Below are 21,882 nucleotides of genomic sequence, written 5' to 3' on the forward strand. Positions count from 1 at the left end.
TCGGTTAACCCAGCGCGCCCTCGGCAGCAGCGCGAATGGCGCGCATATTCTCGCCATAAGGCGCAGGATTGTCGACGCTGCCACCTTTGAACACACCCGAGCCAGCAACAAACACATCGGCCCCAGCCGCCGCCATCAAAGGCGCGGTTTCGGGAGTCATGCCACCGTCGATCTCGATATGAATAGGCCGGTCGCCGATCATGGCGCGCAGGGACCGCACCTTTTCAATCTGGCTATGGATGAATTTCTGCCCGCCAAAGCCGGGGTTGACTGTCATCACGCAAACCAGATCGATCATGTCCAGCAAATGCGGCACCGCGTCCAGCCCCGTGCCGGGGTTCAGCGCCAGCCCGGCCTTGCAACCAGCCCCGCGAATGGCCTGCAACGTGCGGTGGATATGCGGGCCTGCCTCAAGATGCGCGGTCAGGATATCAGCGCCTGCATCGGCATAGGCATCGATATAGGCATCCACCGGCGAGATCATCAGATGCACGTCCATGACGGTCTGAATATGCGGGCGAATCGCCTTGAGCAGGGGCGGGCCGAAGGTGAGGTTTGGCACGAAATGCCCGTCCATCACGTCGACATGCACCCAATCGCAGCCCTCGGCCTCGATCGCGCGAATCTCCTGCCCGAAATTGGCGAAATCTGCGGAGAGGATTGAGGGGGCGATCCTGATCTGGCGGTCGAATGTCATATGGCTGGCTCCGGTGTGGCTGATGGGGCTTAGATGGGGCCTAACCCCGCCCAAGGTCAAGGCCGCCCGATTGCAGCGCGGCCCGGATTGTGCCACCTGTCGTCGCAACCCGTGACGAAAGGCCCAGCCCATGACCGACGCCCCCATCGACCCCGCGCTGCTGGAATCCCCATCCGGCCTGCAAACCCATCTGGGATATCAGCTCACCGAATGGTCGCGCGATCACGCGCAGGTCGAGCTGGATTTTGCAGAGCATCTGCATAATCGCCAAGGACTGCTGCATGGCGGCGTCCACGCGCTGCTGCTGGACACGGCCATGGGCTATGCGGGATGCTACACAGGCGAGCCGGGCGCGCAACAAAACGCCCTGACGTTGTCGATGACGGTCAACTATGTCGGCCAGTTGCAAGGCAAGCGGATCATCGCCACGGCCAAGCGCATCGGCGGCGGGCGCAAGACCTACTTTGCCGAGGCGCGGGTGACGGACGAGACGGGCACCCTAGCGGCCACCGCCACTGGCGTTTTTCGCTATCGAAGCGGGCCGCTGACTGGCTGAGGCCACCACGTAACCACCTGATCGCGCTTGACACGGGGCGAAGGTCGCGCCAACGCTCGCCCCCATGTTGGATCTGCGCCCGGTGGGATATGTTATCGGCCTGACGGCCATGGCGCTGGGCCTTGCCATGCTACTGCCGCTCGTGGTGGATATCGCCGAGAGCCGCGGCCACTGGCATGTTTTCGCGCAGTCTTCGATCCTGACGATCCTGATCGGCGGCCTTGTTGCAGGTGCGTGCCGCAACGGGGTGGGCGAAGGGCTGACCATTCGCCAGACCTTCCTGCTGACGACTGGCGTATGGGTCGTGCTACCCGTCTTTGGCGCGCTGCCCTTCATGCTGGGGGCGACCGGCCTCGATTTTACAGACGCCGTGTTCGAGGCGATGTCGGGACTGACGACGACCGGCTCGACCGTGGTCGAGGGGCTGGATACGTTACCCAAGGGACTGCTGTTGTGGCGCGGCATCATGCAATGGCTGGGCGGGATCGGTATCATCGTCGTCGCCATGGTGTTCCTGCCCGAACTGCGGGTCGGCGGCATGCAGATATTCAAGGCCGAATCGTTCGACACGATGGGCAAGATACTGCCACGCGCGGGTGAGATCGCCAGCCGCATTTCCGTGATCTATCTGGGCATGACGCTGGCCTGCATCATGTCCTACATCGCCACCGGCATGACCGCATTCGACGCCACGGTTCATGCCATGACGACCGTTGCGACCGGCGGCATGTCGAACTACGACGCCTCCTTTGGCGCGCTTCACCCTTCGGCTGAATATGTGGCGGTCATCTTTATGATGCTGTCGGCACTGCCCTTTGTGCGGTTCGTGCAGCTGACCGCAGGCACTGCAAAGCCCCTGCTACGCGACCCGCAGGTGCGCGGCTTTTTCACGACGATCAGCTGCATCGTCGGCGTGCTGACCATGTGGCAATTCTTTCAGCGTCAGCATTTCACCGAAGAGACATTCCGCGAGGTGCTGTTCAACGTCGTATCGATCATTACCGGCACCGGATATGCCAGCGAAGATTATATGCTCTGGGGGCCTTTCGCTGTCTCGATCTTTTTCTTTACCGGGCTGATCGGCGGCTGCGCCGGATCGACGGCCTGCTCGGTCAAGATTTTTCGCTATCAACTGCTGTTCGCATCCATCCGCGTACAACTGGCCCGCATCCGCACGCCGCATGGCGTGTTCACACCGCGCTATGCGGGGCGTGCTGTGGACAACGACGTGCTGAGTTCGGTCATGTCGTTCTTTGTTTTCTTTACCGTCAGCCTCGGCCTTATCTCGGTGCTGCTCGGCCTCACGGGCCTTGATTTCACCACCGCCATTTCGGGTGCCGCGACCGCGCTGGGCAATATCGGCCCCGGTCTGGGCGACACGATCGGCCCTGCAGGCAACTTCGTAACGCTAAACGACACGGCCAAGTGGATCCTGACCACCGCCATGCTGATCGGCCGGTTGGAGCTGGTCGTCGTCTATGCCATATTCACCGTATCATTCTGGAGGATCTGATGTCTGATACATCCCACACTCGCCCCTTGGGCGCACAAATCTCGCACATGCTGAAATCGCGGGGCGTTGACACAATCTTTGGCATCCCCGGCGTCCACAATCAGGAAATGTATCGCGGCATCGAAGAGGCGGGCATCCGTCATTTCCTGGCCCGGCACGAACAGGGCGCGGGCTTCATGGCCGACGGATACGCCCGCGCCAGCGGCAAGCCCGGTATCGCCTATGTCATCACTGGACCCGGCCTGTGCAACACCATGACGCCGATGGGACAGGCCTATTCCGACAGCGTGCCGGTGCTGGTGCTGTCCTCGTGCCTTGACGATACCGCCGCGACGCGCGGTCAGTTGCATCAAATGCTGGATCAGCAAGCGGCGGGTGCGACCGTGTCCGACTGGTCCTACACCGCGAACAACGCGGATGCGGCCTATACGCTGATCGACCGCGCGCTGAGCGAGTTTCAGACAAAGCGTCCCCGCACCAAGCATATTCAGGTACCCATCGCCGCGCTGGAAGGCGAAGCCAAGGCCGCGCCTGACAAACCGCCCAGCCTCAAGCCGGTGCGCCACGTCCTGCCCGAGGGTATCGCGGGCCAGATCATGGCGGCCAATTGCCCGCTCTTTATCCTCGGCGGTGGCGCTGTGCGCGCCTCTGAACAGGCGCGGCGTGCCCTGACGACGCTCAAGGCAGCCAGCTTTCCGACAGACGCCGGGCGTGGCATCATTTCGATCAAGGACGACCCGCTGCATTTCGGTGGCTATCTGGGTCGGCCTGAAACCGCCAAGGTCGCCGCAAGCGCCGATCTGGTGATCGTCGTCGGCAGCGAATTGTCCGAGACGGACCTCTGGCGTGACAAGCTGGAGCATACCGCACAGATGATCCGCGTCGATATCGACCCCGAAGTGCTGGGCCAAGAGCCGGGCAGCATCGCCGTCCCGATGGACGCAAATGACTTTTTCACCGGGCTGAACGCTGCCATCGAGGGTCATAGCGCCGACACGTCATGGACCGCCGACGAGATCACCAAGGCGCGCAAACGCTGGCGCGCGGAAGCGGATTCCGAACGCCCCGGCATCGCGCGCATCTGCGACGCATTGCGCGAAGTGATGCCCGAGGACACGATGTTCTTCTCGGACATGACTCAGTTCGCCTATGCGGGCAAAGAATTCTGGGACATGGATCGACCCGGCCACTGGCACCACCCCTACGGATTTGGCACACTGGGCTATGCTCTGCCCGCCGGTATCGGCGGCGCAGCGGCCCGGCCCGGCCTGCCTACGGTGATTATCGCAGGCGATTACGGCTTCCAATACACCGTGCAGGAACTGGGAACAGCGGTCGAACTGGGACAGCCGCTGCCGATCCTGCTATGGGACAATGGCAAGCTGAAAGAGATCGAGGACAGCATGGTTGCCGCGCAGATTGCGCCCAATTCGGTAATCGCGCACAACCCCGATTTCTGCGCATTGGCAAAAGCCTACGGGGCCAAAGCCGAAGCGCCGAAAACGTTGGAAGCACTGAAAAAAGCCGTGACAGCGGCGTTCAAGGCCGATGGCCCGACGCTGATCTACATGACCGGCAATATGAAGGACAGCTAACGCAAAGTGCCGGGAAAGCGCGCGTTTTCCCGGCAAATCAGCCGATGCGCCCCACGGGACCTATCGCGCCTGTCTGCCCGCGATGCAGCAGCAGATGATCCAGCAGCACACAGGCCATCATCGCCTCGCCCACCGGCACCGCGCGGATGCCGACGCAGGGATCGTGACGGCCCTTTGTGACCACTTCGGTCGCGCTGCCATCCATGCGAATCGACTTGCGCGGGCTGAGAATCGACGAGGTCGGCTTGACCGCGAACCGCACGACGATGTCCTGACCGGTCGAAATACCGCCCAAGATACCGCCTGCATGATTGCTGCTATATTCCGGCCCGTTCGCGCCCATGTAAATCTCATCGGCGTTGTCGGTGCCCATCAGCTCGGCCGCTGCCATTCCTTCGCCAATCTCGACACCCTTCACCGCATTGATAGACATCATCGCAGCAGCCAGATCGGTATCCAGCTTGGCATAGACCGGCGCGCCCAGCCCCGCAGGCACGCCCCGCGCGACCACCTCGACAATCGCCCCGACCGAGTTGTGGGCCTTGCGCAGCTTTTGCAAATACGCCTCCCACTCGGGCGCGGCGTCACTGTCGGGCAGCCAGAAATCGTTGCCCTCAATCGCGTCCCAGTCAAACCGCGCACGGTTCAGCGTCATGGCCCCCATGCGCGTCATGTAGCCTTTGACCTGAACGCCCGGCACCAACTGGTCCAGCGCCGCGCGGGCAATTCCACCAGCGGCGACACGCGCCGCCGTTTCGCGGGCCGAACTGCGCCCGCCGCCGCGATAATCGCGCAGCCCGTATTTCTGGTGATAGGTAATGTCGGCATGACCGGGTCGGAACGTGTTGGCGATATCGCCGTAATCGCGGCTGCGTTGATCGGTGTTTTCGATCATCAATTGTATGGACGTGCCGGTCGTCTTGCCCTCAAACACGCCAGACAGGATCTGCACCGCGTCAGGCTCATTCCGCTGGGTCATGTTTTTGTTCTGGCCGGGGCGCCGCTTGTCCAGCCACTGCTGCAGCGTCGCCTCGTCCAACGCCACGCCCGGCGGGCATCCATCAACCGTCGCGCCTAACGCTGGTCCATGGCTTTCGCCCCAGGTCGTAACGCGGAACATATGTCCGAAAGTATTGAGGCTCATGGCGCGGCTCCTTTGGCGCCCGGTCTAGCCGTCCGGCCCCAGCGCCTCAAGCCATTTTGAAATGGGCCGCCCCGATGCGAGGGCGGCCCCTCGCGATCAGATCAGCGATTCCGGCTTGACCGTGTCTATGTTCAGAGCGGTGCCGACCGCCTCATAGGTCAACTGTCCGGCATGCACATTCAGTCCGTTCAGAAGGTGCGGATCGTCTGCGCAGGCCTTTTTCCAACCCTTGTCAGCCAGCGCCAGCATGAAGGGCATCGTGGCATTCCCCAGCGCGATCGTCGACGTGCGTGCGACCGCCCCCGGCATGTTGGCGACGCAATAATGCACGATCCCGTCGACCTCATAGATCGGGTCCTGATGCGTCGTCGCGCGTGACGTCTCGAAACAACCACCCTGATCAATGGCCACGTCCACCAGAACCGAGCCCGGCTTCATCAGTGACAGCTGATCGCGGCTGACAAGCTTGGGCGCGGCTGCGCCGGGGATCAGCACGGCGCCGACCACCATATCCATGCGCGGCAACAGCTCCTCGACCGCGCCCTTGTCGGAATATTGCGTGGTCAGGCGACCCATGAACACATCGTCGAGATACGACAGACGCTGCACGGAGCGATCCAAGACCGTCACGTTAGCACCCATGCCGACCGCCACGCGCGCCGCCGCCATACCGACGACACCGCCGCCGATGATCGCCACATTCGCAGGGCGCACGCCCGGAACGCCACCCATCAGAACACCGCTGCCGCCATTCGCCTTTTGCAACGCCCATGACCCCGTCTGCGGCGCAAGACGACCGGCAACCTCAGACATCGGAGCGAGCAGAGGCAAACCGCCACCGTTGCCCGTCACCGTCTCATAGGCGATGGCAGTGCAGCCCGATGCGATCAGATCATGCGTCTGGTCCGGATCGGGCGCGAGGTGGAGATATGCGAACAGCACCTGACCCTCGCGCAGCATCTTGCGCTCGACTGCCTGCGGTTCCTTCACCTTCACGATCATATCAGCGCTGGCGTAAACCTCGTTGGCACTGTCGACAATCGTGGCTCCGGCGGCGGTGTAATCAGCATCTGTAAAGCCTGCGCCAATGCCGGCCCCCGCCTGAACGACGACCTCATGACCGTGCGCGACGGCCTCTTGCGCGGCATTGGGCGTCATGCCGACGCGAAATTCCTGTGACTTGATTTCGGTTGGGCATCCGATTTTCATTCTTACTCTCCTGTCGTTACCATCGCAAATTACCTGTGTGATCTGCGGATCGTGCGCGAAAATGATCGGACTTTCGCTTTGTTCACGCAATAATATTCTCTATCAATGGTGAAATACCTGAGGATTTTCGAAAATGTCCCTTGATACGATTGATCGCCGATTGCTGACCGTCTTGCAAAAACGCGGTCGCATCTCGAACGCGGACCTTGCCGACAAGGTGAACCTGTCGGCCAGCGCCTGCCATCGCCGCGTGCAGCGACTAGAGCATGATGGCTATATCGCGGGCTACGTCGCTATTCTGGACGCGCGCAAGATGGGTGTGTCTGCGACCGTGTTTGTGGAAATCACGCTGTCCACACAGGCCGATGACGTGCTCGACGCCTTTGAGCGGGCCGTCGCGCGGGTGCCGGACGTTCTGGAGTGCTACCTGACCGCCGGAACCGCCGACTACATCCTGAAAATCGTCGCTGAAAACACCGAGGATTTCGCCCGTATCCACCGCCAGTATCTGACCCGCCTACCGGGCGTGGCGAATATGCAGAGCAGTTTCGCGCTGCGAACGATATGCAACACGACAGCGCTGCCGATCTGACATGCAAAAGGCCCCGGCGTTTCCACCGGGGCCTTCTTTTCACTGTCCAAAGCGATTTACGCGTCGTCTTTTTCTTTTTGCTCCGGCGCGATTTCTTCACCAGTTTCCTGATCGACGACTTTCATCGACAAACGGACCTTGCCGCGATCGTCAAAGCCCAGCAGCTTGACCTTCACGTCCTGACCTTCCTTCAACACATCCGAAGGGTGGTTCAGGCGGCGGCTTTCGATCTGGCTGACATGCACCAGACCATCACGTTTGCCAAAGAAGTTCACGAACGCGCCGAAATCGACGATCTTGACGACCTTGCCGTCATAGACGTGGCCTTCTTCGGGCTCGGCCACGATCGAATAGATCATGTCGTAGGCCTTCTTGATGGCCTCGCCATTTGGCGATGCGATCTTGATGATGCCTTCGTCGTTGATGTCGACCTTGGCGCCCGACACTTCGACGATCTCACGGATAACCTTGCCGCCCGAACCGATGACTTCGCGGATTTTGTCCGTGGGGATCTGCATCGTCTCGATACGCGGCGCGTGGATCGAGAAGTCCTGAGCGCCGGTCAGCGCCTTGGACATCTCGTTCAGGATGTGAATCCGTCCGTCCTTGGCCTGTGCGAGCGCCTTAGACATGATCTCGGGCGTGATGCCTGCGATCTTGATGTCCATCTGCAAGGACGTGATGCCCTTTTCGGTGCCAGCGACCTTGAAATCCATGTCGCCAAGGTGATCCTCGTCGCCCAAGATATCAGTCAGGATTGCGTATTCGCCATCCTCTTCCATGATCAGGCCCATGGCAACGCCAGCCACAGCTGCCTTCAACGGAACGCCCGCATCCATCATCGACAGCGACCCGCCGCAGACCGACGCCATCGACGACGAGCCGTTGGATTCGGTAATCTCAGACACGACGCGGATCGTGTAGGGGAAATCCGTCGCAGCAGGCAGAACCGCCTGAAGCGCACGCCAAGCCAGCTTGCCATGGCCGATTTCGCGGCGGCCGGGAGGGCCCACGCGCCCAGCTTCGCCAACCGAATAGGGAGGGAAGTTGTAGTGCAGCAGGAAGTTGGATTTGAAGTTACCATGCAGCGCGTCGATGAATTGCTCATCGTCGCCGGTGCCGAGCGTGGTAACAACCAGACCCTGCGTCTCGCCGCGTGTGAACAGCGCCGAGCCATGCGTACGGGGCAGAAGGCCCGTCTGGCTAACGATTTCGCGCACAGTGTCGAGGGCACGGCCATCGATACGCTTGCCGGTTTTCACGACGTCGCCGCGCAGAACGGTGGCTTCCAGCTTCTTCAGCGCTGCGCCGAGGTTCGCATCGTCCAGTTGCTCTTCAGACAGCGATGCCTTGATCGCGTCCTTGGCGGCAGACACCGCACCAGTGCGTTCCTGCTTGTCGGTGATCGCATAGGCGGCGCGGATCTTGTCCTCGCCCGCTTTCTTCACGGCCGCATATAGGTCCGAGTAGTCGGCAGGCTGGAAATCGAACGGCTCTTTGGCCGCATCTTCGGCCAGATCGATGATCAGGTCGATGACCGGCTGGATCTGCTCATGCGCAAAGTTTACCGCGCCCAGCATTTCCTCTTCGGTCAGCTCATAAGCCTCGGATTCGACCATCATCACGGCGTCTTTGGTGCCTGCGACGACCAGATCAAGGCGCTGATCGGGGTTATTTTTCAGATCGTGCATATCGTCGACGGTCGGGTTCAGGATGTACTCGCCATCCTCGAATCCAACACGGCAGCATGCGATCGGGCCGCGGAAGGGCGCACCCGAAATCGTCAGCGCAGCCGAGGCGGCGATCATCGCGACCATGTCGGGATCATTCACCAGATCGTGCGAAAGGACCGTGCACATCACCAGTGTTTCGTTTTTGAAACCGGGGACAAACAGCGGGCGGATCGGACGGTCGATCAGACGCGCGGTCAGCGTCTCTTTTTCCGACGGACGCGCCTCGCGCTTGAAGAAGCCGCCGGGAACTTTGCCGGCTGCATAATATTTCTCTTGGTAGTGGACTGTCAGCGGAAAGAAATCCATGCCCGGCTTGGGCGATTTCGCAAACGTGACGTTGGCCATGACGGAGGTCTCGCCCAAGGTGGCGATGACCGAACCATCGGCCTGACGGGCGACTTTGCCCGTTTCCAGTGTGAGGGTCTCTTCGCCCCACTCGATCGATTTTTTTACTTCGTTGAACATCTATGTATCCTAGTTGGAAGCGCATCGGGCGTACCCCGACCCTTCCGTTGCTATGGCGGCCCCATTGCCGCCGACCCCATTCATCTTGTCTTTCGGGGTGCTAGGGTCCGGGCACGCCGTTTCAGATTGCCTGCTCATATAGGAAAGTCCGGCAGGAGGGAACCATTAGTAATTCAGGAAGAATTAGCGCTTGATTGACCTGTGGGAGGTCCTTGATTTCAATACGAAAGGAGTATGACATGATGATTATTCGCTGCGGATGTCTGGCATTGATGGCCATTGCAGGCGCCAGAACGGCAATGGCCGAGGTAGACCTGCCCGAAACATTCGATTTCATGGGTCCGACGGTTCGAACCATCAAGGTCGAGGACGGGCGCAAAGTCGCCTATGTCGATACCGGGCCGCAGGATGGCGAGGCCGTTCTCTTTATCGGCGGCACCGGCACCAGCGCAGCCGTGACCCGACTTACCGACTTTTTGCGCGGGATGCGCGAAGACCTGAATTTGCGCCTGATTTCGGTTGGTCGTGCAGGTTTCGGTCAGTCGGATCCTGCCGAGAACTGGACCTTTGACGACTATGCGTCCGATGCCGAACAGGTTTTGGACGAGCTCGGGATCGAGGAGGTCTCGGTAATGGCCATCTCGGGCGGTGGTCCGTACAGCGCCGCGTTTGTGGCGCGCAACCCCGAGCGTATCCGCACGATACATCTGGCGGCGGCCACGTCACTGGCGACCAGATCCAGCCTTTGCGATGCGACCGAAGAAAAAATGAAGGAGACCCTGGACGATTACGCAGCCCATCCGCTGAAATGGTGGGCCTTTCCCGAAGACAGCCCGACCCATCGCATCCCCGGTTTCGCCTCGGCGGCTGGCGATGATGGCGCGCGCACGTTCGCAATGGCGGGCCAAAAGGGAAGCGGCGCGGCAGAGATCGCGGAATATCGGCGCTATTGCGATCTGCCCTTGCCGGATGTGTCGCAGGTCGACGCACCGGTCTATATCTATCAGGGCGGGCAGGATTCCCTCGTCACACCAGCCCACGCCGATCGTTGGGAAGAGGTCTATCCCAACATCGCAGCGCGGCGTGACTATCCCGATGGCGGTCATGACGCGCAGTACCGACACTGGGATCAAATCCTCATCGATATGGCGGGCATGGGCGATCAACTTGTCGTCTGCAAGGATGGCGAATCGCGGCTGATGCCCGAGGACGAAGGGAAATCTGCTGTCCAAGAAGGCGCGATATTGGGAATTTGCGCTTGGCAGTAGGCTGAGAGCTTGGGAAAGATCGCAGGCACGGCGCCTTGCCAAACGAAAACGCCCGCTCAACAATGAGCGGGCGTTTTGCGGTTCTCAAGAACAGAAAATCAGCGACGGATGCCGAGACGCTTGATCAGGTCCTGATAGCGGGCAACATCCTTGGACTTGGTGTAGTCCAGCAGTTTGCGGCGCAGGGCGACCATTTTCAGAAGGCCACGGCGACCGTGGTTGTCCTTCTTGTGGGTCTTGAAATGCTCAGTAAGGGTGGTGATGCGCGAGGTAAGGATGGCGACCTGAACTTCGGGCGAACCGGTGTCGCCTTCTTTGGTCGCGAATTCCTTCATCAAGCGGTGCTTTTCTTCGACGGTAATCGACATCGGGATCTCCTTTTAACGAGGGTTGCGGGCGCAAGCCGGGATGTCGTCCAGCAAGGTCCATAGAGAATCTGCGCGCGGGCCAAGGAACCGCGCACCGGGCGCATATAGGGTAATTGCGCGGGCTTGAAAAGGGCTCAGATACTGGCAGCGGCCGGTTCAGGCACGCGGCTAGCCCCCGACGCAGCCTACAGCAGCGCGCCCGCGGGCAACTGGCTGGACCCGATCAGGGTGATATGCCCGGCGTTCAGTCCCGGCGCGTTGTTCACCGATGCGATCTGTACCCCGTTCAGCATTATATGCTGAAGGGTCGAATCGTTTGGATCAGGGGTCAGGTCAACGTCGGGCTCGTCCCCGCTTGCATCGTTGTAAACCACCATCAGTGTATCCTCGCCCGGCGCAAAGTCCAGAATTTCTGCCTGATGCTCGGCGCTCAGCCAGTCACCCAGCAGCACGGTATCGGCCCCATCGCCGGTGGTCACAACATCGCCTGCGCCAGCCGTGATCATGTCCGTGCCGCCGCCCCCGTTGAGGAAATCCATCATATCGGTATCAGCCCAGTCGTCCGTATCGGGATCGTCCTCCAGCCCCGAGAGCGTGTCGTCACCCCAGCCGCCAAACAGCACGTCATGGCCCGCACCGCCGCGCAACTGATCGTTACCCAGACCACCATGCACCGCATCGTCGCCCGCGCCGCCATCCAGCGTGTCGTCGCCCGCGCTACCGACAAGGCTGTCGTCACCAGCTCCGCCCGACATCGTGTCGTTATCACCATGACCGAACATGTTATCGTCGCCATCTTCGCCCAGCATAACGTCGTCACCGGCGCCACCATGCAGCGTGTCGTGGCCCGCACCGCCAGCCAATGAATCGGCGCCGAAGGCACCCCACAGTTCATCGTCGTTCAATCTGCCCGACATGGTATCATCGCCGTCATAGCCGTTGGCTACATCGCGCGCGTCCGCCCCATCCAGCAGGTCGCCCTCGGGCGTACCGACCGTGATACGCTCGGCGGCAACTTTATTGCTCTTGGCCTCACGGGTGTCTTGGGTATCGCTGTCAATTTCAGCATCACTGCCTGCTGGCGGGGCCTGATCGCTGGCTTTCACAGATATCTCAGCACCAGATCCTTTATCATCATCCCCGGCCAGATCATTGCCATCCTCAGCCTCATCCTTGAGAAAGTCGAGAATGCTGGTCCCGTTTCCTTGGGCGCCGACGTCGGCCACGGCCTGCTCGTCTGCGTGATCTTCTTGCTCAGAGACATCCCTATCAGCACTAGAATCGTCGTCCTGCTCCGCGCTGAGACCCATGAAAGCGGTCGCACCCAACGCCATCATTCCCATCAGGCCCGCAAGAAGCAGCATGTCACAAATCCCAATCGTCCAAAGCTAACCATTCCGGAACACACATCTTTTGAACAGATGTTTCTAAACAATTGGTTAATCGCTTTGCGACATTTCCCACAGCTCGGGCTGGCACGCATAGGCAATATAAAGCGGGTGACGCGGGTGTCCGTCCTTGGTCAGGCCCAGATGATGCAGGCGCGTGCCTGCCCCGGCCAGCAGCGCCATCGTGCGTGCGCCCCGGTCCAGATGCGCGCCATGCGTGCCCCAGGCGGCGATGTTGCTGTCGGCCCAGACGCACCCCTCCAGAATGGCAGAGTCGTTGGCCGGGCCGACGGGATCAACGGCTGCGCGCATGTTGCGCGGGTCGGTGTCGCGCCAGGCAAAGATGTTGGTGACTCGAAACGCGCCAAACCCCAGCGCCCGCGCGCGCCGCTCGCAGCGCTCGACCGTGGGATCGTTCTGCTGCTCGGTCGCGGTTGACGGGTTCAGCATGATGAAATGAACGCGCTTGCCCGCCTTGTCCCAGACGCGGGTCAGCGCATAGCGATAGCGCTCGCAATCCGAATAGATGGCGATGGAATCCGCATCGCCCTTTTGATGCGTGCGCGTGATCATGCAGGATCCACAAAGACGCGGCTGGGATGCAGCTCGCCAGCCTTGTAGATGCCGACCGCTATCGCGCGACCCTCAAGCGAGGCCCAGCATTCGTCGCCGTATTCGGCGTCGCCGGGGTAAACCATACCGGGATTGCCATTGCGCAGCTTGGCCGCGCCCTCTTGCGTGCAGCGCAGCTCGGGCAGGTCGGTCAGACCCACTTCCAGCGGCAGAATATGTGCGTCCAGCGCCGGGTCGTGCGCCAGCGCCTCGATCTTCTCCAGCGTTACGCCCTCGGTCGCCTCAAACGGGCCCGACCAGACGCGGCGCAGCCACGTTACATGGCCGTAGCAGCCCAGCGTCTCGCCCAGATCGCGGGCGATGGCGCGCACATAGCCGCCCTTGCCGCAGACCATTTCCAGCACCGCGCGGTCGGGGTCCGGGCGATCCACCAGCAGCAATTCATCCACCCACAGGGGCCGCGCGGCCAGCGTCACATCCTCGCCGTCGCGGGCCAGTTTGTAGGCGCGCTGGCCGTCGATCTTGACTGCCGAAAATTTGGGCGGCACCTGCATGATATCGCCAACGAAGGCGTGCAGCGCCTCTTTGATTTCGTCATCAGAAGGGCGCGTGTCGCTGGTCGCAATCACTTCGCCCTCGGCATCGTCGGTATTGGTTGCCGCGCCGAAACGCACTTCGAATTTGTAGGCCTTGAGGGCGTCGGTGATGTAGGGCACCGTCTTGGTCGCCTCGCCCAGCGCGACTGCCAGAACACCGGTCGCCTCGGGGTCAAGCGTGCCTGCGTGTCCCGCCTTCTTGGCTTGCAGCGCCCAGCGCACTTTGTTGACGACAGAGGTCGAGGTGATGCCCGCAGGCTTGTCCACGATCAGCCAGCCGGAAATATCGCGCCCCTTGCGTTTGCGTGCCATGCGTGTCGCCCCATGCTGATGATAGGCGGGGGCTAGCCCAAGGGCTGTTGGCTGTCAATCGCGCGCGGGGCGGCCGACCATTCCGCCGGCAGCCGAACAGGCACCCAACCAATCACGCCCACCTAAGGCGTTCGGCGCAAAAACCGGCTCACAAATGCGAAACGTGCTTATTCGTCCGGCTGCACGCGCGTCACGGTGCCAACAATCGGCCCCATGGGAAAGCCGACGTCGCTACGCTCCAGTTCCGGCGCATAGAGCTTTGAGATATTGCCGTCGAAGTACAACGCCTGAGGCAGCTTTAGATGATCGCGAAACATTCGCCCGAATGTATGGAAATTCACCGCCGCGTCCGAGATCGCAAAGACCGCGCGCGTTCCGCCCTCGTTCGTCCCGACACCGTTGCGCACATATAGACTGTCGCTATCGACCAGAAACCTGGGATGCAATTCGCCGTCGATCACCAGCATCGGCCCTGATTGCGTGGCATCGCGACACGTCGGCGCCTCACGCACAAACCGCAGCGTCTCGATCACGTCGGCGCCATCCTCGCGGATGCACAACACGCCATTCGGCAGCAGGCCGAAATTGCCCGGCCCCTCAGAGGTGACGATGCCCGCCTCCTCATGTCCGTCCTCAACGTAAAGGCCAACGGGGCGACGATCCGAATGATACATTCCGGCATTCATGGCGAAATTGAGCGCAGCACCCTCATCCGCCAGCATCGCATTGGTGCGGCTGAAACTGCCCAGTGTCTCACCGTCCTGAGACTTCAGGAACAGGCGCAAATCCTCGTCCGCCATGTCCACCTCGCAGATGGAATAACCCACCCCCTCGAACGTGTCGCGGCGGCACTCGGCGCCCGCCGCCTGCATCGGCAACAGCGCCAGCGCAGCGGCCAACCACGCCCTAGTCATCCAGATCCCGCTGGACGTCGCCGCGCGAAAACAGGCGCCGGGTCTCGTCCATCTGATCGAACGTGGTATCCAGGCGAAACCTTAGATCGGGTGCGAATTTCAGCCCCAGCTTCTTGCTCATGACACGGCGCAACTCGCCTTTGTTGCGCGCCAGCAGGCCGACCAGTTCGTCCTGCCCCTCGCCGCCCAGTGGCATGACATAAGCGGTCGCGATCTTGAGGTCCGAAGACATGCGCACCTCGCCCACCGTCACCGACATGCGGGAGAGGTCCGGATCGTGGATATCGCCGCGCCCCAAAACCTCGGCCAGTGTGCGGCGCACATTTTCGCCCACCTGAAGTTGCCGCTGCGTCGGGCCGGAGCCATCATGAGATTTGTTCTTTGCCATGGGTCTGCATTTAGTCGCTCCGCCGCCCTTTGCCAAGCGACGATGCCCACGCTATCAAAGGCGTGAAACCAACGGAGGCGGGATCATGACCACAGGACCGGGCATAGCAGTGACAGGCGCATCGGGCCGGATGGGCCAAATGCTGATCCGCACCATCACGGATAGCGGGCGCGCCCACCTCGCCGGCGCAGTCGAGCGGGCAGGTCACGCATGGATCGGTCGCGACGCGGGCGAGGCGATGGGCGGCGCGCCACTGGGCGTCACGGTGACCGACGACGCGCTTGAGGCATTCGCCCCCGCGCAGGCCATCATCGACTTTACCGCCCCCGCCGCCACAGTCGCGTTTTCCAAACTGGCCGCGCAGGCCCGCGCCGTGCATGTCATCGGCACCACCGGATTTTCCGAGGCAGAGCTGGAAGCATTGAAGCCCGCCGCCCGCCATTGCGTGCAGGTCCGCGCGGGCAACATGAGCCTTGGCGTCAACCTGCTGACCATGCTGACCGAGAAGGTCGCAAAGGCGCTGGACGACGATTTCGACATCGAGATCGTCGAGGCGCATCACAATCAAAAGGTCGACGCCCCCTCGGGCACCGCCCTGATGCTGGGCGAGGCTGCGGCGACCGGGCGCGGAGTCGCGCTGGACCATGTATCGGACCGCGCCCGCGACGGCATCACCGGGCCACGTGAGCGGGGCCATATCGGGTTTTCCGCCATCCGCGGCGGCGATGTGGTGGGCGAGCATGACGTAATCTTTGCCGCGGCGGGCGAGCGGATCGTTCTGCGCCATATCGCGACCGATAGGGCGGTGTTCGCGCGCGGCGCTTTGAAGGCGGCGCTCTGGGGTCAGGGAAGGCCGCCGGGGGCGTATGATATGCTGGATGTTTTGGGGTTGGGGTAAGGGTCTATTACGCATCCCTCCAAGGGTTTCGCCCCGCCCATGGCCAACGTGCATTTTGATAATTTGTCGATCCTGCTGCGGGGATAGTAGCGCTTTCCATGAAACCAAAGATAATAACGACACTGAAAACCTATGACCGCGAACAGTTCACCAGCGACCTGATCGCCGGCGTGAGCGTGGCGATGGTTGCTTTGCCACTCAGCCTTGCCATCGCCATCGCATCGGGGGCGGGGCCGGAAAAGGGGCTGGTGACAGCAATCGTTGCGGGGTTCCTGATCTCGTTTCTGGGTGGCAGCCGTGTGCAGATCGGCGGGCCGACGGGTGCGTTCATCGTCGTCGTCTTTGGCGTCATTGCAAATCACGGATATGACGGGCTGGTTCTGGCCACGCTCATGGCTGGTATCATTATGCTGGTTGCGGGCTACCTGAAGGCCGGAAACCTCGTTGCCTATGTGCCCGAACCCGTCATCAACGGATTTACCATCGGCATCGGGATCATCATCGCGACCAGCCAGATCAAGGATTTCTTTGGCCTGTCCATGGCCGAGGTTCCGGCCGAATTCATTGCCAAGACCCACGCGCTTTGGGCCGCCCGCGATACTCTCAATCTCTATGCAGTCGCGATCGGCCTCGCGACCATGGCCATGATCGTCGGACTGCGCCGCGTCGCCCCCAGGTTTCCAGGACTGGTCGTCGCTGTTGGGCTTACCTCGGTCATCGTCGCCATCGCATATCTACCGGTCGATACGATCTTTTCCCGTTTCGGCCCGTTGCCCAGCACGCTGCCCATGCCCGCCCTCCCGGACATCAGCGTCGAGCGGATTATCAGCCTGCTGCCTTCGGCCCTGATCATTGCATTCCTTGCGAGCGTCGAATCGCTGCTGTCGGCGATGGTCGCGGACAAGATGATCGGCGGCAAACACAGGCCAAACGCCGAGGTTCTGGCGCAGGGCTTTGCCAATATCGGATCTGCCCTCTTTGGCGGCTTGCCTGCGACCGGGGCCATTGCCCGCACGGCGACGAATGTGCGCGCTGGCGGCAAGACGCCCGTTGCCGGGGTCATTCACGCGCTGACGATTCTGCTGGTCATGCTGCTGGCGGCGCCTGTGGCGGGCTACCTTGCCATGCCGGCCCTTGCCGGTCTGCTGATCCTGACGGCCTGGAACATGAGTGAGCCGCATAAATGGCGCGGCTACATGCAAACGCGCGTCTCGGATCGTGTGCTGCTGATCCTGACGCTGGTTCTGACCGTGTTCGCGGATTTGACCGTCGCCATTGGTGTGGGTGTCTCGGTCGGTCTTGCTTTGCGGCTAAGGCGAAGCAATGCCGATATTGAAAAGGACTGGACGACGCCGGACCGCTAAGCGGTGGGGCATATTCATGCAATCACGCACGTCCAGATATAGTTGATCCAACGCCTATTCACGGTTCCGCATGATATTCGCGTCCATCGCCGCCAGCCCCGCATCCAATCCCGTCCGCCCAAACCCAATCCTGAAGCGATTCTGCGGCGTTTCACCCAATTCCGAGCGGTAGATCGTACTCGGCAACACCAACACGCCGCTTTCCTCCACCAAGCGCCGCGCGAATTCCTCGACGCCCTCCGGCCCCAGATACCGCGGATAGCCCATGCACGACCCCTGAGGGCGCTGCCATTCGAACAGGTCCGGATGGCGGGCAAAGAACGCGTCCCATTTCGGCAGGTTCTCGTCCACGATGGCATTGTTGCGCGCCAGCAGGCGATCCCGCGCCTTTAGCGCGATGCGGGCCAGATGTTCGGACGGGCCGGAATTGCAGATCGACAGGTAGTGCTTCATCCGCTCCATGCGGGACAGCACGTCGCGGTCCTGACACGCGATCCAGCCGATGCGCAGGCCGGGCAGGCCGTAGGATTTCGACATCACGCCCAGCGATAGACCGCGCTCGTATTCATCAGCGATAAAGGGCAGATGCGCGGCACCACTTGGTCCCAGCCCATTGAAAATCTCGTCATGCAAGATCCAGATACCATGTTTGCGGCATAGCTCGATCAGCGCGCGATAGCGGTCCAGCGGCAGGATCGCGCCGGTGGGATTGTGCGGAAAGTTGATCGTCACCAGCCGGGTGTTAGGCCGGATCGCGACGGCAATCCGGTCGATGTCCAGCGACCAGCCATCCTGGGGGTCCAGCGGCACGCCTGTGGCCTCGCAAATCATGCTGGGCAGTGTTTCGTGCGACTGATAATTCGGCGTGACCACGATGGCATGATCGCCGCGCTCCAACAGCACGGAATTGGCGGCGAATATCCCCTCGCTCGCGCCCGCAAAACAAAGGATATCATCGGCGGATTGCGCGGCATAGGTCGCCGCGATCTCGGCCCGCAGCGCCGGTTCCCCCCATGTTTCGGTATAGCCCAGCCACATGTTTTGAAACGCCGCGCGATCCTCATCGCTGGCCATGCCGAGCAGATCGGCCAGTGACACGCTCTCGGCGTCGGACGCGGTCATGTGGTGGCGGGCGCTGAACTCCCACTTGGCGAAATGCGTCTCCAGCCGGAAATCGGGTAGTGCTGGCACAAGGGCCTCCTTTTGGTGTGGGGCGGGTGATCCAATGCGCGAGGCGCGCCGTATATGGTGTGAAACCATAGCAGGAAGCAAAAGTCATGCGCTCTGTCACATCCATCGCCTGCGCCGTGTCACTCAGCCTATTCGCAGCGCCGGCACAGGCCCAATCGTTCGAGGCCGTGACGACGCGCGATGCGTTCGTCGCTGCCGTTTCGGGACGCGCCCTGACGCGGCTGGGCATAACCCTGTCCGTGGCGCCCAATGGCGAGATCAAGGGCCGCGCCTTCGGCTCGCCCGTCACCGGCGCGTGGAACTGGCAGGGCGGTTATTTCTGTCGCGATCTTTACTGGGGTGCGGACCGGCTGGACCCCAATTGCCAGACCGTAAAGATCAGCGGCGATACGATCCGGTTCATATCGGACCAGGGCAAGGGGCGCGGGGCCGATCTGACGGTCAAATAGCGCCTAGAGCGTTTCGAATTCAGGTTGTGCCTCGACTTTACTTCGACACGCTTTAACGCTGCCAGAGATGAAAGTGATGCGTCGGGCCGTGACCATGGCCAACACTCAGCCGATGCGCATCGGCGATGGCGCCGGTGACATAGAGTTTGCCACGCTGGACAGCATCCAGCAGCGTAAGGCCCGCCCCCAGATGCGCCGCGATGGCCGAAGACAGGGTGCAGCCGGTGCCGTGGGTGTTTGGGCTGTCGATGCGCGCGCTGTGCAACCATTCGGTGCCACCGCTCCACATCAGTAGATCGGGGCTGTCCGGACCATCCAGATGCCCCCCTTTCAGCAAGACCGCCCGCGCGCCAAGGTCCATCAACCGCTCGGCATGTTCGGCCATCTCACCGGTATCACGCGCCTCTTTGCAGCCCAATAGATCAGCAATCTCGGGCAGGTTCGGCGTGATCAGCGCCGCCATCGGCAGCAGCAGGCGGCGCAGCGCATCGACCGCCTCGGCGGCCAGCAGCCGATCACCGCCCTTCGCGACCATCACCGGGTCGAGCACGATGGGCGCATTCACATCCGCCAGCGCGTCCGCCACCGCACCGATGATGGCCGCATTGCCCAGCATCCCAATCTTGACCGCGTCGATGCGGATATCGTCGCGGATCGCAGTGATCTGGGCCGTGATGATGTCCGGCGTCAGCAGCTGCACCGCTTGCACCCCACGGGTGTTCTGCGCGGTCAGCGCGGTGATCGCCGCCATGGCGTAGCCGCCATTGGCCGACATCGACTTGATGTCCGCCTGAATACCGGCGCCGCCCGACGGATCGGACCCCGCGATAGAGAGGATATTGGGGATCATGCCGCCTCCCATTTTTCAATCAGCGCGCGCGCCGCGCGGTCCATGTCCTGCGCACGCGATATTGCCGAGACGACTGCAATACCCGCCGCGCCCGCCTGCCGGATGGCCGCCGCGTCCCCCGGCCTTATGCCGCCAATAGCGACGCAGGGCAGCGGCGCGGCGGCGATGATCTGTGCCAGCCCGTCCATGCCCAGCGGCTGCGCCGCATCCGGCTTGGTCGCAGTCGCGCGCAGGGGACCAACGCCAAGATAATCGACACTATTTGGCGGGATAGAGCCTAATTGCTCCAGTGTTTCCACCGAAAGCCCAAGGATCATATCCGGCCCGATCCGGCGGCGAATGTCGGCGATATCACCGTCGCCCTGCCCGACATGCAAGCCATCCGCGCCAATCTCCAACGCCACTCCGATCCGGTCGTTGACGATCAGCGCCGCACCGGCAGCGCGGGTGATATGCAGCAGTTCACGCGCCAACGCCGCAAAATCAGCGTCGTTGGCATCTTTGTCGCGCAGTTGCACAATCGGCACGCCTGCCGCAACGACCGCGCGCACCTGATCGGGCACAGATACCGGCGCATCTGCATCGGTGACGAAATAGACCGGACCCAGCCTCATGTCGCCTCGATCCGCGCGCGGGCGGTTACGTCATCAGGCGTCAGCGCATGAAGCGTGTCGATAAAGGCGGTCTGAAAGCTGGCTGGTCCGACGGCTTCTGCCCCCGCTGCCTCACCCGCGACGCCGTAGTAGGCCAGCGCGGCGACAGTGGCGGGCAGCGCGGGCTGACCCACTGCAAAGGCGGCGACGAGGCCGGTCAATGAACAGCCCAGAACGGTGACGCGCGGCATCAGCGCATGGCCGCCCGCGACGCGGTAGGCGGCCTCGCCGTCGGTGACAAAATCGACCTCGCCGGTCACGGCGACGACGCCGCCCGTCTGACGGGCCAGTGCACGCGCCGCGTCCTCGGCGTCGGCGACGGCATTGGCAGCATCGGCGCCCTTGCCCGCTGCCTCGGCCCCCGCCAGCGCGATGATCTCGGACGCATTGCCGCGAATGATAGTGGGCTTCAGCGCCAGAAGCCGCGCGCCTGCATCGCGGCGCAGCGCGGTTGCGCCCACTGCAACAGGGTCCAAAACCCAAGGCTTGCCCGCGTCCACCATGACCTTGGCGGCCTCTTCCATGCTGATGACCCATTCAGGATCGAGCGTGCCGATATTGACGCTTAGCGCATCGGCCAGTCCCGCGAATTCAGCCGCTTCGCCGCGCGCATGGGCCATGGCGGGGCTGGCACCAGCGGCCAGCATGATATTGGCCATGACGTTCATCGCAACATAATTGGTGATGTTCTGCACCAGCGGCGCGCGGGCGCGCATATGTGCCAGATATTGTCCTGCGTTATCCATCTTTTCCCTCAGGCCGGGCGAGGGATAGGCAGGCGGCCAAGGCCTGATACGGCCCTCGTCGCGCGCAACTTCCTCCGCCGGCATTATCCGGTTCAGGTTCTAAGGGTGCGTCTCAGCCCCGCTATTCGGGGCGCCCCTGTTACCCGGCTAGGATGGGCGCGCGCAGCTACGCCGTCAAGCGTCGAAACCGCGCAGATCAGAAGTCTATCGCGATACCCTTCTTCTCCCAATCGCCGTAGCGCACGGCCTCAAGGCCGTCCTTGCGTCCGCCCAGTTCCTTGGGCAGGTCCGGCGCATCCGCATGTTTGCGGCGCTCTTCGGCCTCGGCGAGGGCGCGCTGCGCTTCGGGTGGCAGATCGGGACGGTCCGTCATGGCATGGGTTCCTTTGCTCGCATGCCCTTGATATACGCCCTCGTCGC

23 protein-coding genes and 1 riboswitch are annotated in these 21,882 nt (G+C 62.0%); of the genes, 8 read left to right on the forward strand and 15 right to left on the reverse strand.

Features of this window, described 5'->3' with window-relative positions; translation table 11 throughout:
• Positions 1-4: 4 nt before the first annotated feature.
• A complete protein-coding gene (gene rpe, locus U3654_RS16620; RefSeq protein WP_324752640.1) occupies positions 5-697 on the reverse strand; it encodes a ribulose-phosphate 3-epimerase in 693 nt (230 codons plus the stop codon).
• A 130-nt stretch (positions 698-827) separates the two neighbouring features.
• Between rpe and U3654_RS16625 the strand changes: the two genes are divergently transcribed.
• From U3654_RS16625 to U3654_RS16635, 3 genes are all read left to right on the forward strand, one after another.
• Entirely contained in the window at positions 828-1,253 is a 426-nt protein-coding gene (locus U3654_RS16625; protein WP_324752641.1) for a PaaI family thioesterase, read from the forward strand.
• A gap of 64 nt (positions 1,254-1,317) precedes the next feature.
• Positions 1,318-2,766 (forward strand): TrkH family potassium uptake protein, encoded by a 1,449-nt coding sequence (locus U3654_RS16630; protein ID WP_324752642.1) that lies wholly within the window; start codon positions 1,318-1,320, stop codon positions 2,764-2,766.
• Complete coding sequence (locus U3654_RS16635) at positions 2,766-4,361, forward strand: thiamine pyrophosphate-binding protein (protein ID WP_324752643.1); 1,596 nt, start codon at positions 2,766-2,768, stop codon at positions 4,359-4,361. The genes U3654_RS16630 and U3654_RS16635 overlap by 1 nt, the downstream gene beginning before the upstream one ends.
• A 37-nt stretch (positions 4,362-4,398) precedes the next feature.
• Here U3654_RS16635 and aroC read toward each other — a convergent pair whose 3' ends face one another.
• Both aroC and ald read right to left on the reverse strand, forming a co-directional pair.
• Positions 4,399-5,505 carry a chorismate synthase gene (gene aroC / locus U3654_RS16640; protein ID WP_324752644.1) on the reverse strand — a complete coding sequence of 369 codons (1,107 nt, stop codon included), beginning with the start codon at positions 5,503-5,505 and terminating at the stop codon, positions 4,399-4,401.
• Positions 5,506-5,601: 96 nt separating this feature from the next.
• Positions 5,602-6,714, reverse strand: a complete 1,113-nt coding sequence (gene ald / locus U3654_RS16645) for an alanine dehydrogenase (RefSeq protein ID WP_324752645.1) — start codon at positions 6,712-6,714, stop codon at positions 5,602-5,604.
• Positions 6,715-6,847: 133 nt separating this feature from the next.
• Between ald and U3654_RS16650 the strand changes: the two genes are divergently transcribed.
• Positions 6,848-7,306, forward strand: coding sequence for an Lrp/AsnC family transcriptional regulator (locus U3654_RS16650; protein ID WP_324752646.1), 459 nt, complete (start codon positions 6,848-6,850; stop codon positions 7,304-7,306).
• 56 nt (positions 7,307-7,362) lie between these two features.
• Here U3654_RS16650 and pnp read toward each other — a convergent pair whose 3' ends face one another.
• Positions 7,363-9,504: a polyribonucleotide nucleotidyltransferase gene (gene pnp, locus U3654_RS16655; protein WP_324752647.1), complete on the reverse strand. Its 2,142-nt coding sequence runs from the start codon at positions 9,502-9,504 to the stop codon at positions 7,363-7,365.
• A 239-nt stretch (positions 9,505-9,743) separates the two neighbouring features.
• On the opposite strand from pnp, the gene U3654_RS16660 reads away from it, so the two are divergent.
• Entirely contained in the window at positions 9,744-10,772 is a 1,029-nt protein-coding gene (locus tag U3654_RS16660) for an alpha/beta hydrolase (RefSeq protein ID WP_324752648.1), read from the forward strand.
• 98 nt (positions 10,773-10,870) lie between these two features.
• Here the strand turns inward: U3654_RS16660 and rpsO are convergent, their stop codons facing one another.
• From rpsO to rbfA, 6 genes are all read right to left on the reverse strand, one after another.
• Positions 10,871-11,140 (reverse strand): 30S ribosomal protein S15, encoded by a 270-nt coding sequence (gene rpsO, locus U3654_RS16665; RefSeq protein WP_324752649.1) that lies wholly within the window; start codon positions 11,138-11,140, stop codon positions 10,871-10,873.
• A 185-nt stretch (positions 11,141-11,325) separates the two neighbouring features.
• Positions 11,326-12,504, reverse strand: coding sequence for a calcium-binding protein (locus U3654_RS16670; RefSeq protein ID WP_324752650.1), 1,179 nt, complete (start codon positions 12,502-12,504; stop codon positions 11,326-11,328).
• A gap of 75 nt (positions 12,505-12,579) precedes the next feature.
• The gene (locus U3654_RS16675) at positions 12,580-13,101 is read right to left on the reverse strand and encodes a DUF1643 domain-containing protein (RefSeq protein WP_324752652.1); all 522 of its coding nucleotides are present in this window, start codon (positions 13,099-13,101) and stop codon (positions 12,580-12,582) included.
• A complete protein-coding gene (gene truB, locus U3654_RS16680) occupies positions 13,098-14,009 on the reverse strand; it encodes a tRNA pseudouridine(55) synthase TruB (protein WP_324752653.1) in 912 nt (303 codons plus the stop codon). Before truB ends, U3654_RS16675 begins: the two co-directional genes overlap by 4 nt.
• Before the next feature lie 167 nt (positions 14,010-14,176).
• A complete protein-coding gene (locus U3654_RS16685) occupies positions 14,177-14,923 on the reverse strand; it encodes a phosphodiester glycosidase family protein (RefSeq protein WP_324752654.1) in 747 nt (248 codons plus the stop codon).
• Positions 14,916-15,311, reverse strand: a complete 396-nt coding sequence (gene rbfA, locus U3654_RS16690; protein WP_324752656.1) for a 30S ribosome-binding factor RbfA — start codon at positions 15,309-15,311, stop codon at positions 14,916-14,918. Before rbfA ends, U3654_RS16685 begins: the two co-directional genes overlap by 8 nt.
• A gap of 85 nt (positions 15,312-15,396) precedes the next feature.
• Between rbfA and dapB the strand changes: the two genes are divergently transcribed.
• Together dapB and U3654_RS16700 are read left to right on the forward strand one after the other, a co-directional pair.
• On the forward strand, positions 15,397-16,209 hold the full coding sequence (gene dapB / locus U3654_RS16695; protein ID WP_324752657.1) for a 4-hydroxy-tetrahydrodipicolinate reductase: 813 nt from the start codon (positions 15,397-15,399) through the stop codon (positions 16,207-16,209).
• Positions 16,210-16,307: 98 nt separating this feature from the next.
• The gene (locus tag U3654_RS16700; RefSeq protein WP_324752658.1) at positions 16,308-17,573 is read left to right on the forward strand and encodes a SulP family inorganic anion transporter; all 1,266 of its coding nucleotides are present in this window, start codon (positions 16,308-16,310) and stop codon (positions 17,571-17,573) included.
• A gap of 54 nt (positions 17,574-17,627) precedes the next feature.
• Here U3654_RS16700 and U3654_RS16705 read toward each other — a convergent pair whose 3' ends face one another.
• Positions 17,628-18,764: a pyridoxal phosphate-dependent aminotransferase gene (locus tag U3654_RS16705; protein ID WP_324752659.1), complete on the reverse strand. Its 1,137-nt coding sequence runs from the start codon at positions 18,762-18,764 to the stop codon at positions 17,628-17,630.
• Between the two features lie 86 nt (positions 18,765-18,850).
• Between U3654_RS16705 and U3654_RS16710 the strand changes: the two genes are divergently transcribed.
• Positions 18,851-19,213: a dihydrodipicolinate reductase gene (locus U3654_RS16710; protein WP_324752660.1), complete on the forward strand. Its 363-nt coding sequence runs from the start codon at positions 18,851-18,853 to the stop codon at positions 19,211-19,213.
• Between the two features lie 52 nt (positions 19,214-19,265).
• Here U3654_RS16710 and thiD read toward each other — a convergent pair whose 3' ends face one another.
• The 4 genes from thiD to U3654_RS16730 form a co-directional block, all read right to left on the reverse strand.
• Positions 19,266-20,063 (reverse strand): bifunctional hydroxymethylpyrimidine kinase/phosphomethylpyrimidine kinase, encoded by a 798-nt coding sequence (thiD, locus tag U3654_RS16715; RefSeq protein ID WP_324752661.1) that lies wholly within the window; start codon positions 20,061-20,063, stop codon positions 19,266-19,268.
• Complete coding sequence (gene thiE / locus U3654_RS16720) at positions 20,060-20,677, reverse strand: thiamine phosphate synthase (protein WP_324752662.1); 618 nt, start codon at positions 20,675-20,677, stop codon at positions 20,060-20,062. The genes thiD and thiE overlap by 4 nt, the downstream gene beginning before the upstream one ends.
• Complete coding sequence (thiM, locus tag U3654_RS16725; RefSeq protein ID WP_324755316.1) at positions 20,674-21,462, reverse strand: hydroxyethylthiazole kinase; 789 nt, start codon at positions 21,460-21,462, stop codon at positions 20,674-20,676. The genes thiE and thiM overlap by 4 nt, the downstream gene beginning before the upstream one ends.
• A 52-nt stretch (positions 21,463-21,514) precedes the next feature.
• Positions 21,515-21,610, reverse strand: a riboswitch (TPP riboswitch).
• A gap of 48 nt (positions 21,611-21,658) precedes the next feature.
• Positions 21,659-21,835 carry a DUF1674 domain-containing protein gene (locus U3654_RS16730; RefSeq protein ID WP_324752663.1) on the reverse strand — a complete coding sequence of 59 codons (177 nt, stop codon included), beginning with the start codon at positions 21,833-21,835 and terminating at the stop codon, positions 21,659-21,661.
• Between the last annotated feature and the right edge of the window lie 47 nt (positions 21,836-21,882).

Origin of the sequence: Roseovarius sp. Pro17, from assembly GCF_035599575.1 — a bacterium.
Lineage (GTDB): Bacteria > Pseudomonadota > Alphaproteobacteria > Rhodobacterales > Rhodobacteraceae > Roseovarius.

Bases quoted from the DNA above. Each gene is read 5' to 3' on its own strand.
- aroC (WP_324752644.1), bottom strand. From the start codon at position 5,505: ATGAGCCTCAATACTTTCGGACATATGTTCCGCGTTACGACCTGGGGC.
- U3654_RS16670 (WP_324752650.1), bottom strand. From the start codon at position 12,504: ATGCTGCTTCTTGCGGGCCTGATGGGAATGATGGCGTTGGGTGCGACC.
- rbfA (WP_324752656.1), bottom strand. From the start codon at position 15,311: ATGGCAAAGAACAAATCTCATGATGGCTCCGGCCCGACGCAGCGGCAA.
- pnp (WP_324752647.1), bottom strand. From the start codon at position 9,504: ATGTTCAACGAAGTAAAAAAATCGATCGAGTGGGGCGAAGAGACCCTC.
- rpe (WP_324752640.1), bottom strand. From the start codon at position 697: ATGACATTCGACCGCCAGATCAGGATCGCCCCCTCAATCCTCTCCGCA.
- U3654_RS16625 (WP_324752641.1), top strand. From the start codon at position 828: ATGACCGACGCCCCCATCGACCCCGCGCTGCTGGAATCCCCATCCGGC.
- U3654_RS16700 (WP_324752658.1), top strand. From the start codon at position 16,308: ATGAAACCAAAGATAATAACGACACTGAAAACCTATGACCGCGAACAG.
- dapB (WP_324752657.1), top strand. From the start codon at position 15,397: ATGACCACAGGACCGGGCATAGCAGTGACAGGCGCATCGGGCCGGATG.
- U3654_RS16650 (WP_324752646.1), top strand. From the start codon at position 6,848: ATGTCCCTTGATACGATTGATCGCCGATTGCTGACCGTCTTGCAAAAA.
- U3654_RS16710 (WP_324752660.1), top strand. From the start codon at position 18,851: ATGCGCTCTGTCACATCCATCGCCTGCGCCGTGTCACTCAGCCTATTC.
- ald (WP_324752645.1), bottom strand. From the start codon at position 6,714: ATGAAAATCGGATGCCCAACCGAAATCAAGTCACAGGAATTTCGCGTC.
- thiE (WP_324752662.1), bottom strand. From the start codon at position 20,677: ATGAGGCTGGGTCCGGTCTATTTCGTCACCGATGCAGATGCGCCGGTA.
- thiM (WP_324755316.1), bottom strand. From the start codon at position 21,462: ATGGATAACGCAGGACAATATCTGGCACATATGCGCGCCCGCGCGCCG.
- U3654_RS16635 (WP_324752643.1), top strand. From the start codon at position 2,766: ATGTCTGATACATCCCACACTCGCCCCTTGGGCGCACAAATCTCGCAC.
- U3654_RS16685 (WP_324752654.1), bottom strand. From the start codon at position 14,923: ATGACTAGGGCGTGGTTGGCCGCTGCGCTGGCGCTGTTGCCGATGCAG.
- truB (WP_324752653.1), bottom strand. From the start codon at position 14,009: ATGGCACGCAAACGCAAGGGGCGCGATATTTCCGGCTGGCTGATCGTG.
- thiD (WP_324752661.1), bottom strand. From the start codon at position 20,063: ATGATCCCCAATATCCTCTCTATCGCGGGGTCCGATCCGTCGGGCGGC.
- rpsO (WP_324752649.1), bottom strand. From the start codon at position 11,140: ATGTCGATTACCGTCGAAGAAAAGCACCGCTTGATGAAGGAATTCGCG.
- U3654_RS16675 (WP_324752652.1), bottom strand. From the start codon at position 13,101: ATGATCACGCGCACGCATCAAAAGGGCGATGCGGATTCCATCGCCATC.
- U3654_RS16660 (WP_324752648.1), top strand. From the start codon at position 9,744: ATGATGATTATTCGCTGCGGATGTCTGGCATTGATGGCCATTGCAGGC.
- U3654_RS16730 (WP_324752663.1), bottom strand. From the start codon at position 21,835: ATGACGGACCGTCCCGATCTGCCACCCGAAGCGCAGCGCGCCCTCGCC.
- U3654_RS16630 (WP_324752642.1), top strand. From the start codon at position 1,318: ATGTTGGATCTGCGCCCGGTGGGATATGTTATCGGCCTGACGGCCATG.